This window comes from [Pseudopropionibacterium] massiliense (assembly GCF_900607225.1).
GTDB classification, from domain to species: Bacteria; Actinomycetota; Actinomycetes; order Propionibacteriales; family Propionibacteriaceae; genus Arachnia; species Arachnia massiliensis.
Map to the genome: position 1 here is coordinate 2902799 of NZ_LR027842.1, position 17078 is coordinate 2919876.

The following is a 17078-nucleotide window of genomic DNA, read 5'->3' on the forward strand; positions in this document are numbered from 1 at the left end:
CCGGTGATCATACGGCAGGGGTCTCCCGGAACAACCGGCCGGTCAGGCGTTCGTAGGCCTCGACGTAGCGGGCGCGGGTGGCCTCGACCACCTCGGCGGGCAGCTCCGGCGGGGTCGTCTCCCGGTCCCATCCGGACTCCCGGGCCAACCAGTCGCGGACGTACTGCTTGTCGAAGCTGGGCAGCGACCCCCCCGGCCGCCACAGGTCCGCGTCCCAGAACCGCGACGAGTCGGGGGTGAGCACCTCGTCGGCCAGGACGAGGGTTCCGTCGCCGCGGCGCCCGAACTCGAACTTGGTGTCGGCCAGGATGATGCCCCGCCCGGCGGCGATCCGTTCGGCCCGCGCGTACACCTGGAGGGTGAGGTCGCGCAGCCGGGCGGCCAGGTCGTCGCCGTGGAGGCGGGCGATCGTGGCAAGGTCGACGTTCTCGTCGTGCTCCCCCGGCCCGGCCTTGATGGCGGGGGTGAAGATCGGGGCCGGGAGCTTGTCGCCGTCGCGCAGCCCGTCGGGCAGCGGCACCCCGCACACCGTCCGCGACCGCTGGTACTCGGCCCACCCGGATCCGGTGAGATAGCCGCGCGCCACGCACTCGACCGGCACCATGTCGAGTTTCTCCACGACCACGGCGCGGCCCCTGACCTTCTCTGGTACGTCCGCGGAGACGATGTGGTCGGGCACCAGGTCGCGCAGCCGTTCGAACCACCACAGCGACAGCTGAGTGAGCACGGCCCCCTTGCCGGGGATGGGGGTGGGCAGGACGTGGTCGAAGGCGGAGATGTTGTCGGTGGCCACCATCAGCACGTCGCCGCCGGGCAGCGCGTACATCTCGCGCACCTTCCCGGCGTGGATGAGGGGCAGACCAAGGGATTCGAACTGGCTCACGACGCCAGCCTAGGGGCTCCGCGGCCGGACGGCGGGAACGCCTGCCTTGCAGTCGTCGGCTTGCGCTGTGGCGCAGGCACTCGACCGCAAGGCAGGCGTTTCCGCCGGAAGAACCACGAGAAGGCGGATGAACCCAACACCCGCGGGACCTCGGCGCGGGCACCTGCGCGAGGAACCTCTACCATCGCACCATGGCTTCACGCGCACTGCCCGAGAACTGGCTGAGGCAGGACCTGATCATCACCGCCGTGGCCGCAGTGGTGGGGTGCCTGATGGTCTGGCTGACCTTCGTCCTGGGCTCGACGACCTTCGCCACGCCCCTTGAGGCCCAGCTGATCGGTTGTCTGCTGCTTCCCCTTCCCCTGGTCTGGCGGCGAAGCCACCCGCTGGCCTCCGGGATCGCCGTCAACGCGCTCTACATCGCCCTGGCCAACACCACCGGGATGGATCTCTACGCGTCCCAGGTCACGCTCTTCCTGTCGTTCTACTCGATCGGGGCGTGGTCGGCCCGGCGCGGGGCGGCTCTGGCCACCCGGACCGTCATCAGCATCGCCATGGGGTTGAACGTCTGTCTGAGCATCCTGGTCAACCTCGGGTCGGCGAAACTGAACGTGCAGTTCGCCTCCGCCACCACCCTGGCGGCGCTGTTCACCCTCTATCTGGTGATCAACCTCGCCTTCTTCGCGGGCGCATGGATCTTCGGCGACCGGACCTGGCAGCAGGCCCTGGAACGCCAGGGACTGGTCGAGGCCAACAGGAACATCAAGGCGCTGCGGGCAGAGCTGATCGCCCGCGCCATCGAGGAGGAAAGGCTCCGGATCGCCCGCGAGCTGCACGACGTCGTCGCCCATCACGTCACCACCATGTCGGTGCAGGCCGCGGCCGCCCGGCGCCTGCTGGGCAGGGATCCGGAACACACCGAGAAGTCGCTGAAACAGATCGAGTCCAGCGCGCGACAGGCGGTGAACGACCTGCGTTCGATGGTGTTCACCCTGCGGGAGACCACCGCCGCGGAGGAGGGCCTGCCGACGGTGGAGGACATACCCGGCCTGGTTGAGTCCGCGCGACTCGCGGAGGCCCACGTCAGCTACGAGACGATCGGGGAGCTGCCCGAACTCAGCCCCGCGGTGGAGCTGACCCTCTACCGGATCGCGCAGGAGGCCCTCACCAACGCCGCCAAGCACGCCGGCCCGACCGCCAGCGTCGCCGTCCGCCTGCGCTCCCGGAAGGATTCCGTCGAGCTGGAGGTCTCGGACGACGGCTTCGGGATGCGACGCACCATTCCGGGCACCGGCACAGGGCTCGTGGGGATGCGGGAACGCGTGACCGCCCTCGGGGGCAGGCTCGAGGCCGGGTCGAAGCCCAGGGGTGGTTTCCGGGTGCGGGCGGAGATCCCGACGAGGGCGGTCGCATGATCCGGGTCCTGCTGGTCGACGACCAGCCCCTCATCCGCACCGGCTTCAAGACCATCCTGGAGACCGAACCCGGCATCGAGGTGGTGGGCGAGGCGGGCGACGGCACCCGGGGCGTCGAACTGGCCCTCGAACTGCATCCCGACGTGGTCTGCATGGACGTGCAGATGCCCCGGATGAACGGGATCGAGGCGACCCGCGAACTCACGTCCCGGGGTTGCGGCTCGGCCGTGCTGATACTGACCACCTTCGACCGCGACGACTTCCTGTTCGAGACCCTCCAGGCGGGAGCGTCGGGATTCCTGCTGAAAACCGCGGAGGCCGAGAAACTCATCGAGGCCGTGCAGATCCTGGGGCGCGGCGAAGGGTTGCTGTCGCCGCAGGTCACCCGCCGGGTCATCGAACGCTTCACCGCGCCCCGCCGGGAACCCCACTCCCCCGGCAGGACCGCCGCCGAGGTGCTGACGGAACGCGAACACGACACCCTGCTGCACCTGGCACGCGGCCTCAGCAACGCCGAGATCGCCTCCGAGATGTTCGTCAGCACCGAGACCGTCAAGACCCACGTCTCCAACATTCTCACCAAGCTGGGATTGCGCGACCGCATCAACGCGGTCATCTGGGCCTACGAGAACAACCTCATACCCCGATCGGGCTGAGCCGGACCGCAGGTGTTCCCCTCCCCAAGCTGGTTGGGCCGGACCGCGACGAAGGAGTAGTCCGAGTCGAAACCACCCGGCGCCCAACAAACCAACTGAACCACCACATCCCAGGCACTGAAAACCCATTCACCACCATCCGAACCGACGGAAACGCTGGCCTTACCGCCATCAGCCTGCCTCTCCAACGGAACGCTTGCTTTACGGTCGAACGCTTGCGCCATAGCGCTGGCGTACGGCGACAAGGCAAGTGTTGTGCAGGGAAGCGCCTCGGAGGGGTGGATCTGATTCAGCCGCTGTTGGCTGAGGAAGCCCATGCTCAACCTGTGGTCGTGGGAGGTTTACCGGGTTCCGCAGCACTCAACACCAAAAATGGCCCCAAAACCGTGCTAAATCGGGTTGAGTGCTGCGGAACCGCGATCCTGCCCAGAGCAGACCCGTCAAAACAACGGTAGGGCCACCTGGGAGAGCGATGTCACCGCTCCACCTCCCCCGCACGGGGGAGGACGGATTTCCCCCTGCCGCGGGAAGCGCCGACCGGGTCCCGATCCGTAGCGTTGAGGCCATGATCAGCGTACGGAACGTTCACCGGTTCTTCGGTGACAAGCATGTGTTGAACGACGTCTCCTTCGACATCAGGCCCGGCCTCATGACGGGTTTCGTCGGCGGCAACGGGGCCGGCAAGACCACGACCATGCGGATCATCCTGGGGGTGCTGGCGGCCAACGAGGGGCAGGTGCTGGTCGACGGTCAACCCATGAACGCCGATCAGCGCGCCACCATCGGCTACATGCCGGAGGAGCGCGGCCTGTACCCGAAGATGAAGATCATCGACCAGCTGGTCTACCTGGCCCAGCTGCACGGCAGCGACGCCACCGAGGCCCGTCGCTACGGCCTGGAGCTGCTGGAACGCCTCCGGCTCAACGGCAAACCCACCGACACCCTGGAGTCGCTGTCGCTCGGCAACCAGCAGCGGGTGCAGATCGCCGCGGCCCTCATCCACCGGCCCAACGCCCTGATCCTCGACGAACCGTTCTCCGGTCTCGACCCGGACTCGGTGGACATCACCGTCGACGTGCTCCGTGAGGTCGCCGCCACGGGCGCCCCCGTCCTGTTCTCCTCGCACCAGCTCGACGTGGTGGAGCGGCTCTGCGACCAGCTCGTGGTCATCTCCCGGGGCGAGATCCGCGCCAACGGCACCCGCGCCGAGCTCCAGGCCGCCAACACCGGCAACGAGTGGGACCTGGAGACGAGCGCCGACACCGGCTGGGTGCGTGACATCGTCCCGGTGGTCGAGTTCGACGGCGGCTACGTCCGGTTCCAGGCCCCCGACGAACAGACCGCCAACCGCGTCCTGGCCGCCGCGCTGGAACGCGGCACCGTCAGCACCTTCCAGCGCGTGACCCGCAGCCTGCACGAGATCTACAAGGAGATGGCCCAGTGAACACCCAGACCCCCACCCGTCCGAGCTTCTGGAGCACCGTCGGTATCGTCGCCAAACGGGAAATCGTGGTGCGGTGCCTGTCGAAGTCGTTCATCGTCTCGACGATCATCACCCTGGCGGTCATGTTCCTCGCCGTCGTCTTCACCCCGCAGATCGGAAAGTGGATGGACGGCGGCACCACCACCGTCGCCACCACCGCCGACCTCGCCCCGCGGCTCAGGAACCTGCCGAACGTCGAGGTGATCGAGGTCGCGGACCAGGACGCGGCCCGCAGCGCCGTGCTCTCCGAGGACGCGAAGGCGGCCGTGGTCCCGGACGCGTCGAACCCGCTGGGAATCGAGGTGCTGTCGCTCCGGGACGCCCCGACCGGCCTGCTCTCGTCCCTGTCGGTGTCCCCGAACGTGCAGCTGCTCGACCCCAACGCCCCGCATCCGATGCTCCGCTACTTCCTGGGGCTTGGTTTCGGCATGGTGTGGATGATGGCGGCCATGGTCTTCGGCATGGGCATCGCCAACTCGGTGGTCGAGGAGAAACAGACGCGCATCGTCGAGATCCTGCTGGCCAGCATCTCCTCGAAGGCACTGCTCACCGGGAAGATCATCGGGAACTCCGCCGCGGCGCTGGCGCAGATCCTCGCCATCGCGGCCACCGTCCTCGGGGGACTGGCGATCAACGGCAGCGTCCTGCCGGTGGCGAACCTCGTGTGGCCCATCGTCTGGTTCGTCGTCCTGTTCCTGTTCGGGTTCGTCATGATTGCGGCCCTGTACGCGGCGGCGGCCGCGCTGGTCTCCCGCACCGAGGACCTCAACACCGCGCTGCAGCCCCTCAGCTGGCTCGTGATGCTGCCCTACCTCGGCGTCGCCGTCGGCACCAGCAATCCCCTGGCCATGACGGTGATGAGCTACATCCCGTTCTCCGCCCCGGTGGCCGTCCCGGTGCGCATCTTCCTCGGCCAGAGCGCCGGCTGGGAGCCCTTCGCCTCGCTGGCGCTGCTCATCCTCACAACCGTCGCGACGGTCTGGCTCGCGGCCCGGATCTACGACCGCGGACTGCTGCGCACCGGCAAACCCCTGAAGTGGCGGGAGGCCCTCACCGCCACCTCGTGATCTTCCCGGAAGAAGGGGCCGTCGACCGGACAGGAACCGGTCGGCGGCCCCTTGGCCGCGTCAGCGGCGACTGGTGAAGAACATTGCCCCGAACATCAGGCCGACGAGAAGCATCAATCCCAGGGAGATCCCGATCACGAGCAGGATGGCGCGGGCGAAGTTCTGCTTGGCGCGCGAGAAGCTCGACGAGAGCGCCATCACCAGGACCGTGACGAAATTCACCAGGGGGATGGCCATGAGCAGTATCACCCCCCCACCCAGCTCGCAACACTGTCACGGTTCGGGTCCTCCCAGCGTTGGGACGGGAACCCGCCCGCGGCATAGGGATCGTAGCTGGAAGACGACTGTTCGGGTCCGTACAGGTAGCGATTGACGGCGGTGGGATCTTCCATCTGGTAGGGCTTCTGGGTAGCGGATCCGGTTGAAGCGTCGACCGGTTTGACCGCTTCGCTGAAGACGGAGCCAGGTGCTCCGCCACCCGAAGGATCCGGCCCCGGCGGGTCAATGTTCCGGGGAGACTGACTCATGACGCTCCTCTGAAGTTCCTGATGATCCTGGAATGCTAACCCTCCGGGGGCGCAGACGCGGCGGAAACCCAAGAATACCGGGCGGTGAGCCTGAGAGGCGTTCTTCCGGAGACGATCGGGTCGGGCAGCATCCCAGCTCTCCGACCACGGTCGCCCTGGTTTCGACACGGCCGGCTCGCAGAGCGAGCGGTCCGGCTCAACCAACTTCCCTCCCCTCAAGCCGGTTGAGCCGGGCCGCGACGAAGAAGCAGCCGTGTCGAAACCACCCCGCAGCCAAGTAGCAGACCCGTTGGGGAAGCCACCCCTTGTTCGGGTTATACTGGAGATGCGCATGGCACTAGCGGTGTGAAGTGAGCTCGGCAGCCTTCCGGACGGTCGGTGAGCCGAGCTTCGCGCTTCATGGTGCCAGTTCCTCGACCCCGCCGACGAGTGGCGTGATCCGACGCTTCCAGTCACCACCCTTGACATGACTCCAAGCGATGACGTCAGGGCTCCACAACAAGGAGGCTTTGCTGGCCTTAGCGCTGTTTTGCTGGCTCTAATCCTGGTTTGCTGGGCTTGTTCACGTTTGCTGGCCTCACAGCGCAGGCAAACGTGAACAAGCCCAGCAAAACATCGGTAAGGCCAGCAAACCACTGGAGCGAGGGGTCAACTCAGCCCAACCGACCTCTGTGAATAATCCTCATTAGGTTGACGGGAGGACGCCCTCCCGGGCCTTCTCCGGGATCCCCACCTCCCGTAAATGCGGACTTCCTCCCCCTACAGCACGGCTCCCGGGCGGTATGCGGCCGCCTCGGCGTGGTCATCGGCGATGACGGCGACCTGCTGGGCGACCCGCGCCACCTGCGCCCCTGCGGTACCCGCCAGGTCGAGGGGATCGGTGACCAGCGCGCCCAGTTCGTCGCGGGTCAGCCCGAGGCGGGGGTCGGCGGCGAGGCGATCGAGGAGGTTGTTGGCCCTCGTGCCGTGGCGCATCTCCAGCGCGACGGCTACCGCGTGTTCCTTGATGACCTCGTGGGCCTCCTCGCGGCCCGCTCCTCTGCGCACCGCCGCCATCAGCACCTTCGTGGTGGTCAGGAAGGGCAGGTACCGGTCCAGCTCTGCGGCGATCACCTCGGGGAAGGCCCCGAAGTCGGCGAGCACGGTGAGGAAGGTCTCGAACAGCCCGTCGAGCGCGAAAAACGCGTCGGGCAGCGCCACCCGCCGCACCACCGAGCAGGACACGTCGCCCTCGTTCCACTGGTCGCCGGCCAGTTCGCCGATCATGGAGACGTGACCGCGCAGGATCACCGCCAGCCCGTTGACGCGCTCGCAGGAGCGGGTGTTCATCTTGTGGGGCATGGCGGAGCTGCCGACCTGTCCCTCCTTGAAACCCTCCGTGACCAGTTCGAGGCCCGCCATCAGGCGGATGGTGGTGGCCACGTTCGACGGGGCCGCGGCGGTCTGCGCCAGCGCGGTGACGACGTCGTAGTCGAGGCTGCGCGGATACACCTGCCCCGTGGAGGTGAGGACGGCCTCGAAACCCAGCTCGGAGGTGACCCGGCGTTCCAGCTCGGCCAGCCTGTCGGCGTCGCCGCCGAGGAGGTCGAGCATGTCCTGGGCGGTTCCGACCGGCCCCTTGATGCCGCGCGCCGGGTAGCGGGCGATCAGCTCCTCCAGTCTCCGATAGGCCACCAGCAGTTCGTCGGCGGCGGTGGCGAACCGCTTGCCCAGGGTGGTGATCTGGGCCGCGACGTTGTGGGAACGACCGGTCAGCGGCTGCTCGGCCCATGCGACGGCCAGCCGGGCCAGCTGCGCCAGGGCGGCGACGACGCGGTCGCGGATCACGCGCAGCGAGGACAGGACCTGGTACTGCTCGATGTTCTCGGTGAGGTCGCGCGAGGTCATGCCCTTGTGGACGTGTTCGTGCCCGGCGAGGGCGTTGAACTCCTCGATCCGCGCCTTGACGTCGTGGCGGGTGACGTGTTCGCGGGCCGCGATGGAGTCGAGGTCCACCTCGTCGACGACCGCCTCGTAGGCGGCGATCACCTCGTCCGGGTCGGCCCCCCCGAAGCCGACGCCCAGGTCGCGTTGGGCGCGCAGCACCGCCAGCCAGAGCCGCCGCTCGGCGACCACCTTCGCCTCGGGCGCCCAGATGGCGCGCATCTGCGCGGAGGCGTAACGGGTGGCCAGCACGTTGGGGACGCTCATGCGGGCAACTCTATTGTCTCCACCGCTTGTTTCGCCCGATATCCGGAGGTTTCATGGGAGGTGGCGGAGCACCCCTTCAAGCCGGTTGAGCCGGACCGCGACGAAGGAGCAGTCCGAGTCGAAACCACCCCGCGCCCGGAGAACAGACCCAACCCCAAGCCACCACGGTTTCGACACGACCCACTCGCTGACGCTCGTAGGCCGGCTCAACCACCATCGACACGACCAGCTTCGGGGGAGGCTCTGTCAGTGTGGGATGCCGATGTCGGTGCGGTGGAAGCCGTCGGGAAAGTCCACCTGCGACAGGTGGTCGTAGGCGCGAGCGCGGGCCTGGTCGAGATCCTCTCCCAGCCCGACGATCCCCAGCACCCGCCCCCCGGAGGCGACGAACCGCCCGTCAACGGATTTCGTCCCGGCGTGCACGGTCCAGGTGAGGTCGGTGTCGGCGGGCAGGTCGATGCCCCCTCCCCCGACCGGGGTGCCCGGGTATCCCCGTGCCGCCTCGACGACCACCACTGCGGCGCCGTCGCGCCACCGCAACGGCGGCAGGCAGGCCAGTTCGCCGCGGGCCGCGGCGCGCAGCACATCGGCGAGAGGGGTTTCGAGGAGGGCCAGGACGGCCTGGGTCTCGGGGTCGCCGAACCGGACGTTGAACTCCACCACCCGCACCCCGCGCCCGGTCAGCGCCAGCCCCGCGTACAGCAGCCCGGTGAACGGCGTGCCCCGGCGCCTCATCTCCTGCAGCGTCGGGTCGATCACCTGGGTCGTGATCTCCTCGACGAGCCCGTCCGGCGCCCACGGCAGCGGGCAGTAGGCCCCCATTCCGCCGGTGTTGGGACCGGCATCGCCGTCGCCGACGCGTTTGAAGTCCTGAGCGGGCAGCAGCGGCACCGCGGTGACGCCGTCGCAGATCGCGAACAGCGACACCTCAGGCCCGTCAAGGAACTCCTCGATCACCACCTTCCCGCAGGCCTCGGCATGCGCCAGGGCGGCGGCGCGGTCGGGGGTGACGACGACCCCCTTGCCTGCCGCCAGGCCGTCGTTCTTGACGACGTACGGCGGGCCGTAAGCGTCGAGGGCGGCGGCGGCCTCACCGGGCGTCGCGCACACGCGGGCGTCGGCGGTCGGCACCCCGGCGGTGCGCATCACGTCCTTGGCGAAGGCCTTGGAGCCCTCCAGCTCGGCGGCCGCCGCGGACGGCCCGAAGCAGTCGATGCCCGTCTCCCGGACGGCGTCGGCCACCCCCGCCACCAGGGGCGCCTCCGGCCCCACGACCACCAGCTCGGCCCCGACCCGCCGGGCCAGCGCAACCACGGCCGCGGGGTCGGAGGGGTCGGCGGCGTGCAGGGTCCCGATCCCGGCCAGCCCGGGATTCCCGGGGGCCACGTGAAGCTGTACGGAGGGATCGGCGACGAGGGCGCGGCCCAGGGCGTGTTCGCGCCCGCCGGAGCCGAGAAGCAGAACAGTGGTCACACCCTGAGCTTAGAGGTTGCACGACCGGGTTCCCGGCGCCCACCGGCCCGGCCTGTCGGGCGTTCGGCCGACAGGGGATCTCCTTCGCCGTACCGGAGTCTCGATTAACCTGTAACCATCGGCGACTAGAGGCACGAGGAGCCAGATGAGCATCCACCCGGGATCACCTGCCCATCTCGCCATGCATGCAGACATCCCCCACGACGAGGAGGCGACGCTTCCCGCCCGTTCGGGTGTGCAGGCGTGGCTGCAGGAACTGGCCGAGAACGAGCTCGCCATGGACCGTATCAACCCTCGCGAACTGACCCAGCGGATCATGCATGACGCCTTCGGGCGGTACTCGCTGCCCCCCAGGGTCGCGGGCATGCTGGCCGCCAGCCATCTGCTGCGCGACGCGGACCCGCAGGACCGGCAGGGCATCCGGCAGCTCGCAACGGCCTGGTTCACGTCCATGCCGCCGAGCGCCGTCGACGAATCCACGTGGTTCGTCCGCCAGGCCGTTCGACGTCCCCAGACCCCGCATCTGACGCTTGCGGGGCACACCGGGGACGTCACCGATCTCTCCCGCTGCAACGCCCGCGACGGCCGACCCCTGCTCGTCTCCGAGAGCGACGACGCCACCACGCGCACCTGGGATCCCGGCACCGGCGAGGAGACCGACGAACCCGTCGACTCGCCACTCTCGGGCATCTCCGCCAGACGCGAGGCGACGTTCACCGACGCCTACGGTCGAACCCTGCTGGCCTCCCCCGACGAGAACAACGTCAAGATCACGGATCGCGCGACCGGCGAGGAGGTCGGGGTCCCGCTGCGCGGCCACGATTTCCAGGTGACGGCGGTCTCCTCCTTCTACGGCCCCGCCGGTCGTCCGCTGCTGGCCTCCGCCTCCCACGACCACACCATCCGGGTCTGGGATCCGGCCTCCAAGTCACGTCCGGCGGCGAGGTTCGTCGAGCAACTGGACGAGATGCAGGTGATCACTTGGTTCACGGCCAGCGACGGATCGCCCCGGGTCGGCACCATCAGCCACCCCTACGACGACGTCCTCCAGATCTGGGAAACCGACACGGGCCAGTGGGTCGGGGCCTTGAACGCCTGCCCCGGGCAGCTCTGGGCCGAGACGTGCAGCGCCCGGTTCACCACCCAGCAGGGCAAGCAGATGCTCGCCGTCGCGGAACAGGAGATCCTGCAAATCTGGGATCTCGATTCGGGACAGATCGTCGGCGACCCCCTGACCGGGCACGCCGCACGCATCAACGACATCCTGTCCTGGACCACACCGTTCGGGGAGATCCGGCTGGCCACGGCCAGCAGCGACGGCAGCATCCGGCTCTGGGATCCGATCCGGGGCACCCAGGTCGGCCGGTCACTGACGGGCCACGCCGGGCCGGTCAGGGCCTTGAGCACCTTCACCACCCGTCACGGCGACGCATGGTTGGCATCCGTCGGCGACGAGGGCGCCATCCGCATCTGGGATCCCGACGTGGGGCGACAGATCGGCAGACCCCTGCAGGGACCGCCCTGCCCGATGACCCGCGTGGGCGCTTTCTCCGCCGCGAACGGCGAACCCCGGCTGGTGACCACCGGGGACGACTACATCGTCCGCGTCTGGGACCCCGGCAACGGCCGGCAGCTGGGCCGTCTCAGCAGCGGTGAGGAGAACCTCTGCGACGTCGTGCTGGTGGGAACGAACCGGGAGGGCCGCACCCGTCTGGTCACGTCCGGGCTCGACCGCTCCATCAGGTTCTGGGACATCGCGACGGGCAGGATGACCTACGCCATGCACGCCCTGGACTACACCGAGACCATCATGTCGCTGCGCTACGGGGATCTGGCCGTGAGCCTCGACGACGGCTGGGCGCTGCTGCGACTGCCCCTGGGGGTATGAACTCCGCCTCCGTTTTGTCGTTGACGCCGGGTACTGTTCAGGCCATGACAGACCCGAACGCCCGCTCCGGAGAACGCCGGATGACATGCGACGTCACGAGCCCGGGAGGCTGATCCGGATGCGTCGCATCCCGAGGAAAATCGTCGCCGCCACCACCCTGGGGGCGGTGGCCCTGGCCCGGCTCTGGCACACGCGACGACGCGGTGCCGTCAGGTCGATTGCGACCTTCACCACCACGGACGGGAAATCACGGGTGGTCACCCTCGGTCGCAAACGTTTCGTCTGCGTCTGGGACGCCGATTCGGGACGCCGGCTGCGGAGGCTGTCGATCAGCGGCAACCCCGTCGGCCTGACCACCTTCGTCTCGAGCGCCGGGAGTCCACGGCTCGCGGTGCTCACGGCCGGCCGTGAGATCCACGTCCAGGATCCGGTCACCGGTAACCGGATCGGTGAGCTGCTGGTCGCGGAAGCGGACGCGGGGTCGCGGTTGGTGGCGTGGAACACCGCGTCGGGTCGCCCCCGGATCGCGGTCACCTGTGGCGACGCGGGCATCCGGGTCATCGATCCCGAGTCCGGGGAGCAGAACGGGCTTGCGCTCATCGGCGACGAGGTCGCGGTGGTTGACCTGGCCGCCTGGCTCACCCCCGACGGGCAGCCACGGCTCGCCTCCAGCGGCGACGGCGTCACCCTGCTGTGGGACCCGGAAGCCGGTCGCCGGGTGGGACGGTTGACCGGGCCTGACGATCGGTTGAACAGCGTCACCGCCCACACCGCGCCGGAACGGACACTGCTGGTGGTGATCGACGAGGACGGCGGCTACACGCTGTGGGATCCGCAGGCCGAACGGAAAGTCGCCTCCTACCGGCTTCCCTCGGGGCTCGAGCCCGGTCTCGGGACGTCCCTGCCCGGGCTACGGATCGCCACGGGACATGGCGACGGCACGGTTCGGGTGACGGACCCCGCAACCGGTGATCAACTCCACGAGACCCACTTCAGGCAACCGGTCCGGGCGATCGCACCGGTTCCCGACGGGGTGGTGGTCGGCCTGGACAACGGTTGGCGGATGGTGCGGCTCCCCGAGGTCGATGCGGCATGAACCCCGCGGCCACCGACCGGGGCCTCCGCGTGCACACGCGACCCTCCCTTGGCAGATGGTGAGTATACGTATGCATATACTTACCCCATGCCACGACGAACGATCTACGTCTCGGAAAGCGATCAAGAGCTCTTCGAACGAGCCGCGCAGGAGCCCGGAGGCCTGTCCCACGCCATCGCGATCGCCCTGAGCGAATACATGGCCAGGGCGGTGCTGCGCAACGAGGGGATGACGGTCATCGACCTGACCATCGACGACGACGGCGTCAGCCACAAGGTCCGCTTCACCGGCCGGAAGTTGCTCCGCCTCGAGGAGAAGATCGACAACGGGGTCCGCGTCCGGTTCGTCTACCTCACCAAACAGAACCGGTACGCCGTTCACGAGAAGGTCATTGCCGACCCGGCCGAATGGGAGGGCCAGGGAGAACGTCTCTGGCGCGACCCCCTCACGTGGACCCACAGTTTCTGGGTCCGCGGCGACCGCACCCTCGAGATCTACGACACTCTCGATCAACTGCGAGAGAAGGAACCGGAGCTGGCGGACCGGGTCGCCGCTGCCGAGAAGATTCCCCCCCTCGAGGAACTCGACATCTAGGTCTTGTTGCAAAGGTCATCCCGGGACACGCCCTCCGAAACCTCCGGCCCGGAACCCGAACCGACGCAACAATGAGGCTTATTCATGGCCTCTCCGAAGCTGGTTGAGCCGGACCGCGACGAAGGAGCAGTCCACCTCGAAACCACCCCGCGGGTATCCGAGGACTCCGGGGTCCGAGTGTGCTTCTCGGCCGCCGGGTGGTTTCGACACAGCCGTTCGCTGGCGCTCACGAGCTGGCTCAACCAGCATCCTGTGAACAAGCCTCAATGACCCCCACCTCATTTACACTGGTGACATCAACCGGTCATTGCAACCGGCTGGGGAAAGACCAGAATCATCTTTCCCGACAACCTCACCGATGTTCTTGTTTTCACCCGGAGTTCCATGCGCCGTCGCACCTTTTTAATAACCGCAGGAATGGTTTCAGTTTCATCTGTCATCAGTGCGTGCACGTCTCCTTCCGAAAAACCTCCAGCCCAAACTCCTCCTCCCGGCCCCAACGCCATTCCCCACAAATTCACGGAACGAGCCAGCTGGCCGGGCGTCAATCTCGACGTCAGCATCACGGCCGTCCACGACCACTACCTGTGCAGCAACGTGGCAGTGGACGAGCTACGGGATGTCTTCGCGTCGGGCCGCTGCGCCGCCATCGCCGACGTGGCGGGTCCCACGACCCGGGCGGTCACCCTCGACGAGACGGGAACATGGATCACCAAGGAGGTGGAACTGACCGACCGCTACGACAAGGAAAGGAACAACATCAAGGCCCCCACCAGGCTCTGGGCCGGCCCGGCCCTGCTCGACAACGCCCACGCCTATCTCGTGATCGGCGTGCTGGCCCAGCAGGATGACGACTCGAACACCACCAGCGTCGACGACACGGCCACCTGCCCGGTGGTCATGCTCAAGATCCGCCTGTCCGACGGCTCCGTGGTGGCATCCACGACCGTCAGCGATCGCTTCCTCGCCAAGGGGGTCAGCGACATGAACCTGTCCTTCTCCACCGACCGCGCCGCCCTGCTCCTGGCAGGAGGCAACGGGGACCCTCAGCTGTCGGCCACGCAGAAGGGCAGGTCGGATTACGTCGCGCTGCGGCTGAGTGCGGAGGACCTGTCCATCCAGTTCGATGCCCACTCCATCCTGAACAGCAAGCGCGCCACCGTCGTCACCTCCTACGGGCAGGCGGTCGGCAGCAAATATGCGACCTCCCCGAGCGAGATGATCATCTTCCTTGCCGACGGCAAATACGAATTCGCCGGAGAGAAGAACGACCCGATCATGGTGCGTGACGGTTGGTACTACTACGATCACGATGTTCTCGGATCTGACAAGAAAACTCGAGCCAGAAACCTGGCCTCCGGCCAGACCGTCGAGCTGCAGGGCGTATGGAGCAAAGAAGTCGGATACGGAATCTCCTGGCCCTCGATAACATCGGATGAACAGGCCATCATCTCGGGCACCACGCATGATGGAAGAGACCGCGTGAACCAGTTGATCGTGCGTCTTCCCGGCGCCGCATCCCCCATACTCAGCTGGACAGCGGGAGACCAGAAAATACCCGAGGGCGCCAGCGTCCTGGGCGATGTCCTCTACACCTGCTACGACCCGGACGATTCCGAGAGAACGAGCAATCACCACATCGACCTCATCTCATTGACGACCGGAGCGAAGATCACCGAGACAGAGGAACATGGAAGCAGATTGTTGAACGGCGTCGAGGACGTCGTCACTCCTTGGGGGATCGCCAATTCCTCCGGCTTCCACGCCGCAACCGCCTGGGGCGATCACACCCCCACGACGGAATCACCATCCCCGAGCGCACCCCAGCCGACCAGCACCGAGTCCTGACCAGGTATCCGAGGAGTCCTCTCATGCGTCGCCGCACCTTCTTCACCGCCGCATCCACGGGCGCACTGGCAGCCCTGGGAGCCTGTTCCAACAACACTCCCGGAGGTGTTCCCACGCCGTCCGTAGCGCCCATGCAGAGCCCCACGCGCGCCCCTCTGCCATCACCGCCGAGCGAATCGGCGACCCCCACGTCCTTCTCCGAACAGCCGCTGTGGCCCGACGCCAACATCGCAGGCTCCATCACGGCCGCCCGGACCCATTACCTGTGCGGCAGCGTGCACGTCAAGGAGCTGAAGGACACCATCCGCGGCGGCCACTGCCCCGTGGTCGTCGACCTACGGGGCCCCACCACCTGGGCAGTTCTACCCGACGGGCAGGGGGCCTGGACCACCCGGGCCGTCACGGTGGAAGGCTTTTCCCCTCCCACGCAGATTCCCACGGCCACTCCGGAGAAACCCGACACCGCCGTGGTCGCGGGCCCCGCTCTCATCGACGACACCCACGCCTACCTCGTCGTCGGAATCCCTTTGCTCTCCGACGACAGCGACCAGACCGGTTTCACCTGCCCCGTCGACCTGGTGAAGATCACCCTGGCCGACGGCACGATCGCAGCATCCGCGCGGGTGAGCGACTCCTACATGATCGACACTCGCCTGGATTCAGACCTCTCCCGGCCTTTTTCGCTGTCCTTCAACGCGGACCGCAGCGCCCTCCTGCTGTCGGCGGACGGCGACTCGCTGGAGACCGGCACCGGCGGCCTGGGGCTGCGCCTGAGCGCCGCGGACCTGTCCGTCCAGTTCGACGCGAGCACCCTTCTCGCCGAGGACCATCGCTACATGCACGCCTGCGGTGAGGCGCTGACCGCCACGCAGGACGTGCCCGGCACCGAGGAGAGCGAGGACGTCATCATCTACCTGGCCACCGGCGCCATGGAGACCATGACGGACTGGAGCGCCGCGCTGGTTCGAGGCGACTGGCTCTACTACAACGACACCATCACCAAACGTCCCAGGAAACGGGTCGTCCTGACCGAGAAACACGCCGCCCGCGCGCGCAACCTGAGCACGGGCGAGACCGTCACGTTCCATGAGGACAGCCATGACTTCTTCTATGCCGGCATAAACGCCCCCATCAACACGGACCAGCGCGAACTCATCCTCCTCAACAGCACGAGCCAACCCGTCTTCTCCGTGCGCCAGCCCGGCTCCGCGACCCCCATGCTGTCCTGGGACTCCTCCGAGCAGGCCATCCCGGGCGCGGCCTGCGTCTTCGGCGAGGTCGTCTACACCACTCCCGAAAGATTCAAGGCGCAGCAGGAGAACGGGAAACTCCGGATCATCTCCCTGACCACCAAACAGGACATCGGCGAGGTCCAGGGCGTGGCCTGGGGCGGGTCCGTCGCGGTCACCGCATGGGGTCTCGCAGCGACGGGAATCTTCTACCCGGCAACCGAGTGGCTGGAGGCCCCGGCGGAATCGGCCACACCGTCCGGGCCCCCTTCCCCCACGCCCGAGGCACCCAGCACCACGCCCTGACGGGGCAAGAACTGCGTGGCGAACGCGACGCGGCAGTCACGGGGCGGCGAACACGGCCTCAGGCGGAACCCCGAGGGTCGCTCAGGACCTCCTGCAGCACCACCGCATGATTGGTCTCCTGGTCACGGGCCGCGTACAACAGCGTCGCGACCGGTCGGTCGGCGAGTCTTGCCGCCAGGGCCCCGGCCGCGCCGGAGGCCTCCAGCTCGGCCCGGTAGCGGGCCCTGAACTCCTCGAACCGGGCCGGGTCGTGCCCGAAGTCACGTCTCGCCTCGGTGCTCGGCGCCACGTCCTTGCACCACTCGTCCAGGTGCGCGGCCTCCTTCGAGATCCCGCGCGGCCAGAGCCGGTCGACGAGAACGCGGTAGCCGTCCGTCTCGGCGGGTTCCTCGTATATACGTTTGATGCGCCACAAGGTCATGG

The 17078-nt window shown here is 67.7% G+C and carries 14 protein-coding genes and 1 pseudogene; 9 read left to right on the plus strand and 6 right to left on the minus strand.

Annotated features, from left to right (window positions below; all coding sequences use genetic code 11):
- Window positions 1–37 precede the first annotated feature (37 nt).
- A pseudogene (locus E0E39_RS12945) lies at window positions 38–883 on the minus strand (phosphoribosylaminoimidazolesuccinocarboxamide synthase); the annotation flags it as partial.
- Between the two features lie 191 nt (window positions 884–1074).
- On the opposite strand from E0E39_RS12945, the gene E0E39_RS12950 reads away from it, so the two are divergent.
- The 4 genes from E0E39_RS12950 (at window position 1075) to E0E39_RS12965 (ending at window position 5504) form a co-directional block, all read left to right on the plus strand.
- Complete coding sequence (locus E0E39_RS12950) at window positions 1075–2298, plus strand: sensor histidine kinase (protein WP_130875120.1); 1224 nt, start codon at window positions 1075–1077, stop codon at window positions 2296–2298.
- Window positions 2295–2954 carry a response regulator gene (locus E0E39_RS12955; RefSeq protein ID WP_130875121.1) on the plus strand — a complete coding sequence of 220 codons (660 nt, stop codon included), beginning with the start codon at window positions 2295–2297 and terminating at the stop codon, window positions 2952–2954. Before E0E39_RS12950 ends, E0E39_RS12955 begins: the two co-directional genes overlap by 4 nt.
- Window positions 2955–3519: 565 nt before the next feature.
- Window positions 3520–4398 (plus strand): ABC transporter ATP-binding protein, encoded by an 879-nt coding sequence (locus E0E39_RS12960; RefSeq protein ID WP_130875122.1) that lies wholly within the window; start codon window positions 3520–3522, stop codon window positions 4396–4398.
- Window positions 4395–5504, plus strand: coding sequence for an ABC transporter permease (locus tag E0E39_RS12965; protein WP_130875123.1), 1110 nt, complete (start codon window positions 4395–4397; stop codon window positions 5502–5504). Before E0E39_RS12960 ends, E0E39_RS12965 begins: the two co-directional genes overlap by 4 nt.
- A 60-nt stretch (window positions 5505–5564) precedes the next feature.
- Here E0E39_RS12965 and E0E39_RS12970 read toward each other — a convergent pair whose 3' ends face one another.
- From E0E39_RS12970 to purD, 3 genes are all read right to left on the minus strand, one after another.
- The gene (locus tag E0E39_RS12970; RefSeq protein ID WP_207302502.1) at window positions 5565–5741 is read right to left on the minus strand and encodes a hypothetical protein; all 177 of its coding nucleotides are present in this window, start codon (window positions 5739–5741) and stop codon (window positions 5565–5567) included.
- A gap of 1049 nt (window positions 5742–6790) precedes the next feature.
- Entirely contained in the window at window positions 6791–8221 is a 1431-nt protein-coding gene (purB, locus tag E0E39_RS12975; protein ID WP_130875124.1) for an adenylosuccinate lyase, read from the minus strand.
- A gap of 246 nt (window positions 8222–8467) precedes the next feature.
- Window positions 8468–9694: a phosphoribosylamine--glycine ligase gene (gene purD / locus E0E39_RS12980; protein WP_130875125.1), complete on the minus strand. Its 1227-nt coding sequence runs from the start codon at window positions 9692–9694 to the stop codon at window positions 8468–8470.
- A gap of 145 nt (window positions 9695–9839) precedes the next feature.
- On the opposite strand from purD, the gene E0E39_RS12985 reads away from it, so the two are divergent.
- From E0E39_RS12985 to E0E39_RS12995, 3 genes are all read left to right on the plus strand, one after another.
- Complete coding sequence (locus tag E0E39_RS12985; RefSeq protein WP_130875126.1) at window positions 9840–11582, plus strand: WD40 repeat domain-containing protein; 1743 nt, start codon at window positions 9840–9842, stop codon at window positions 11580–11582.
- 85 nt (window positions 11583–11667) lie between these two features.
- The gene (locus tag E0E39_RS12990; protein ID WP_130875127.1) at window positions 11668–12678 is read left to right on the plus strand and encodes a WD40 repeat domain-containing protein; all 1011 of its coding nucleotides are present in this window, start codon (window positions 11668–11670) and stop codon (window positions 12676–12678) included.
- An 87-nt stretch (window positions 12679–12765) separates the two neighbouring features.
- Window positions 12766–13272 carry an EXLDI protein gene (locus E0E39_RS12995; RefSeq protein WP_130875128.1) on the plus strand — a complete coding sequence of 169 codons (507 nt, stop codon included), beginning with the start codon at window positions 12766–12768 and terminating at the stop codon, window positions 13270–13272.
- Between the two features lie 296 nt (window positions 13273–13568).
- Here E0E39_RS12995 and E0E39_RS15865 read toward each other — a convergent pair whose 3' ends face one another.
- Window positions 13569–13724, minus strand: coding sequence for a hypothetical protein (locus E0E39_RS15865; protein WP_165444796.1), 156 nt, complete (start codon window positions 13722–13724; stop codon window positions 13569–13571).
- Window positions 13725–13875: 151 nt separating this feature from the next.
- Between E0E39_RS15865 and E0E39_RS13000 the strand changes: the two genes are divergently transcribed.
- Window positions 13876–15120 carry a hypothetical protein gene (locus tag E0E39_RS13000; RefSeq protein WP_130875129.1) on the plus strand — a complete coding sequence of 415 codons (1245 nt, stop codon included), beginning with the start codon at window positions 13876–13878 and terminating at the stop codon, window positions 15118–15120.
- Between the two features lie 23 nt (window positions 15121–15143).
- Entirely contained in the window at window positions 15144–16655 is a 1512-nt protein-coding gene (locus tag E0E39_RS13005) for a hypothetical protein (protein ID WP_130875130.1), read from the plus strand.
- A 58-nt stretch (window positions 16656–16713) separates the two neighbouring features.
- Here E0E39_RS13005 and E0E39_RS13010 read toward each other — a convergent pair whose 3' ends face one another.
- Window positions 16714–17076 (minus strand): DUF488 domain-containing protein, encoded by a 363-nt coding sequence (locus E0E39_RS13010; RefSeq protein WP_130875131.1) that lies wholly within the window; start codon window positions 17074–17076, stop codon window positions 16714–16716.
- Between the last annotated feature and the right edge of the window lie 2 nt (window positions 17077–17078).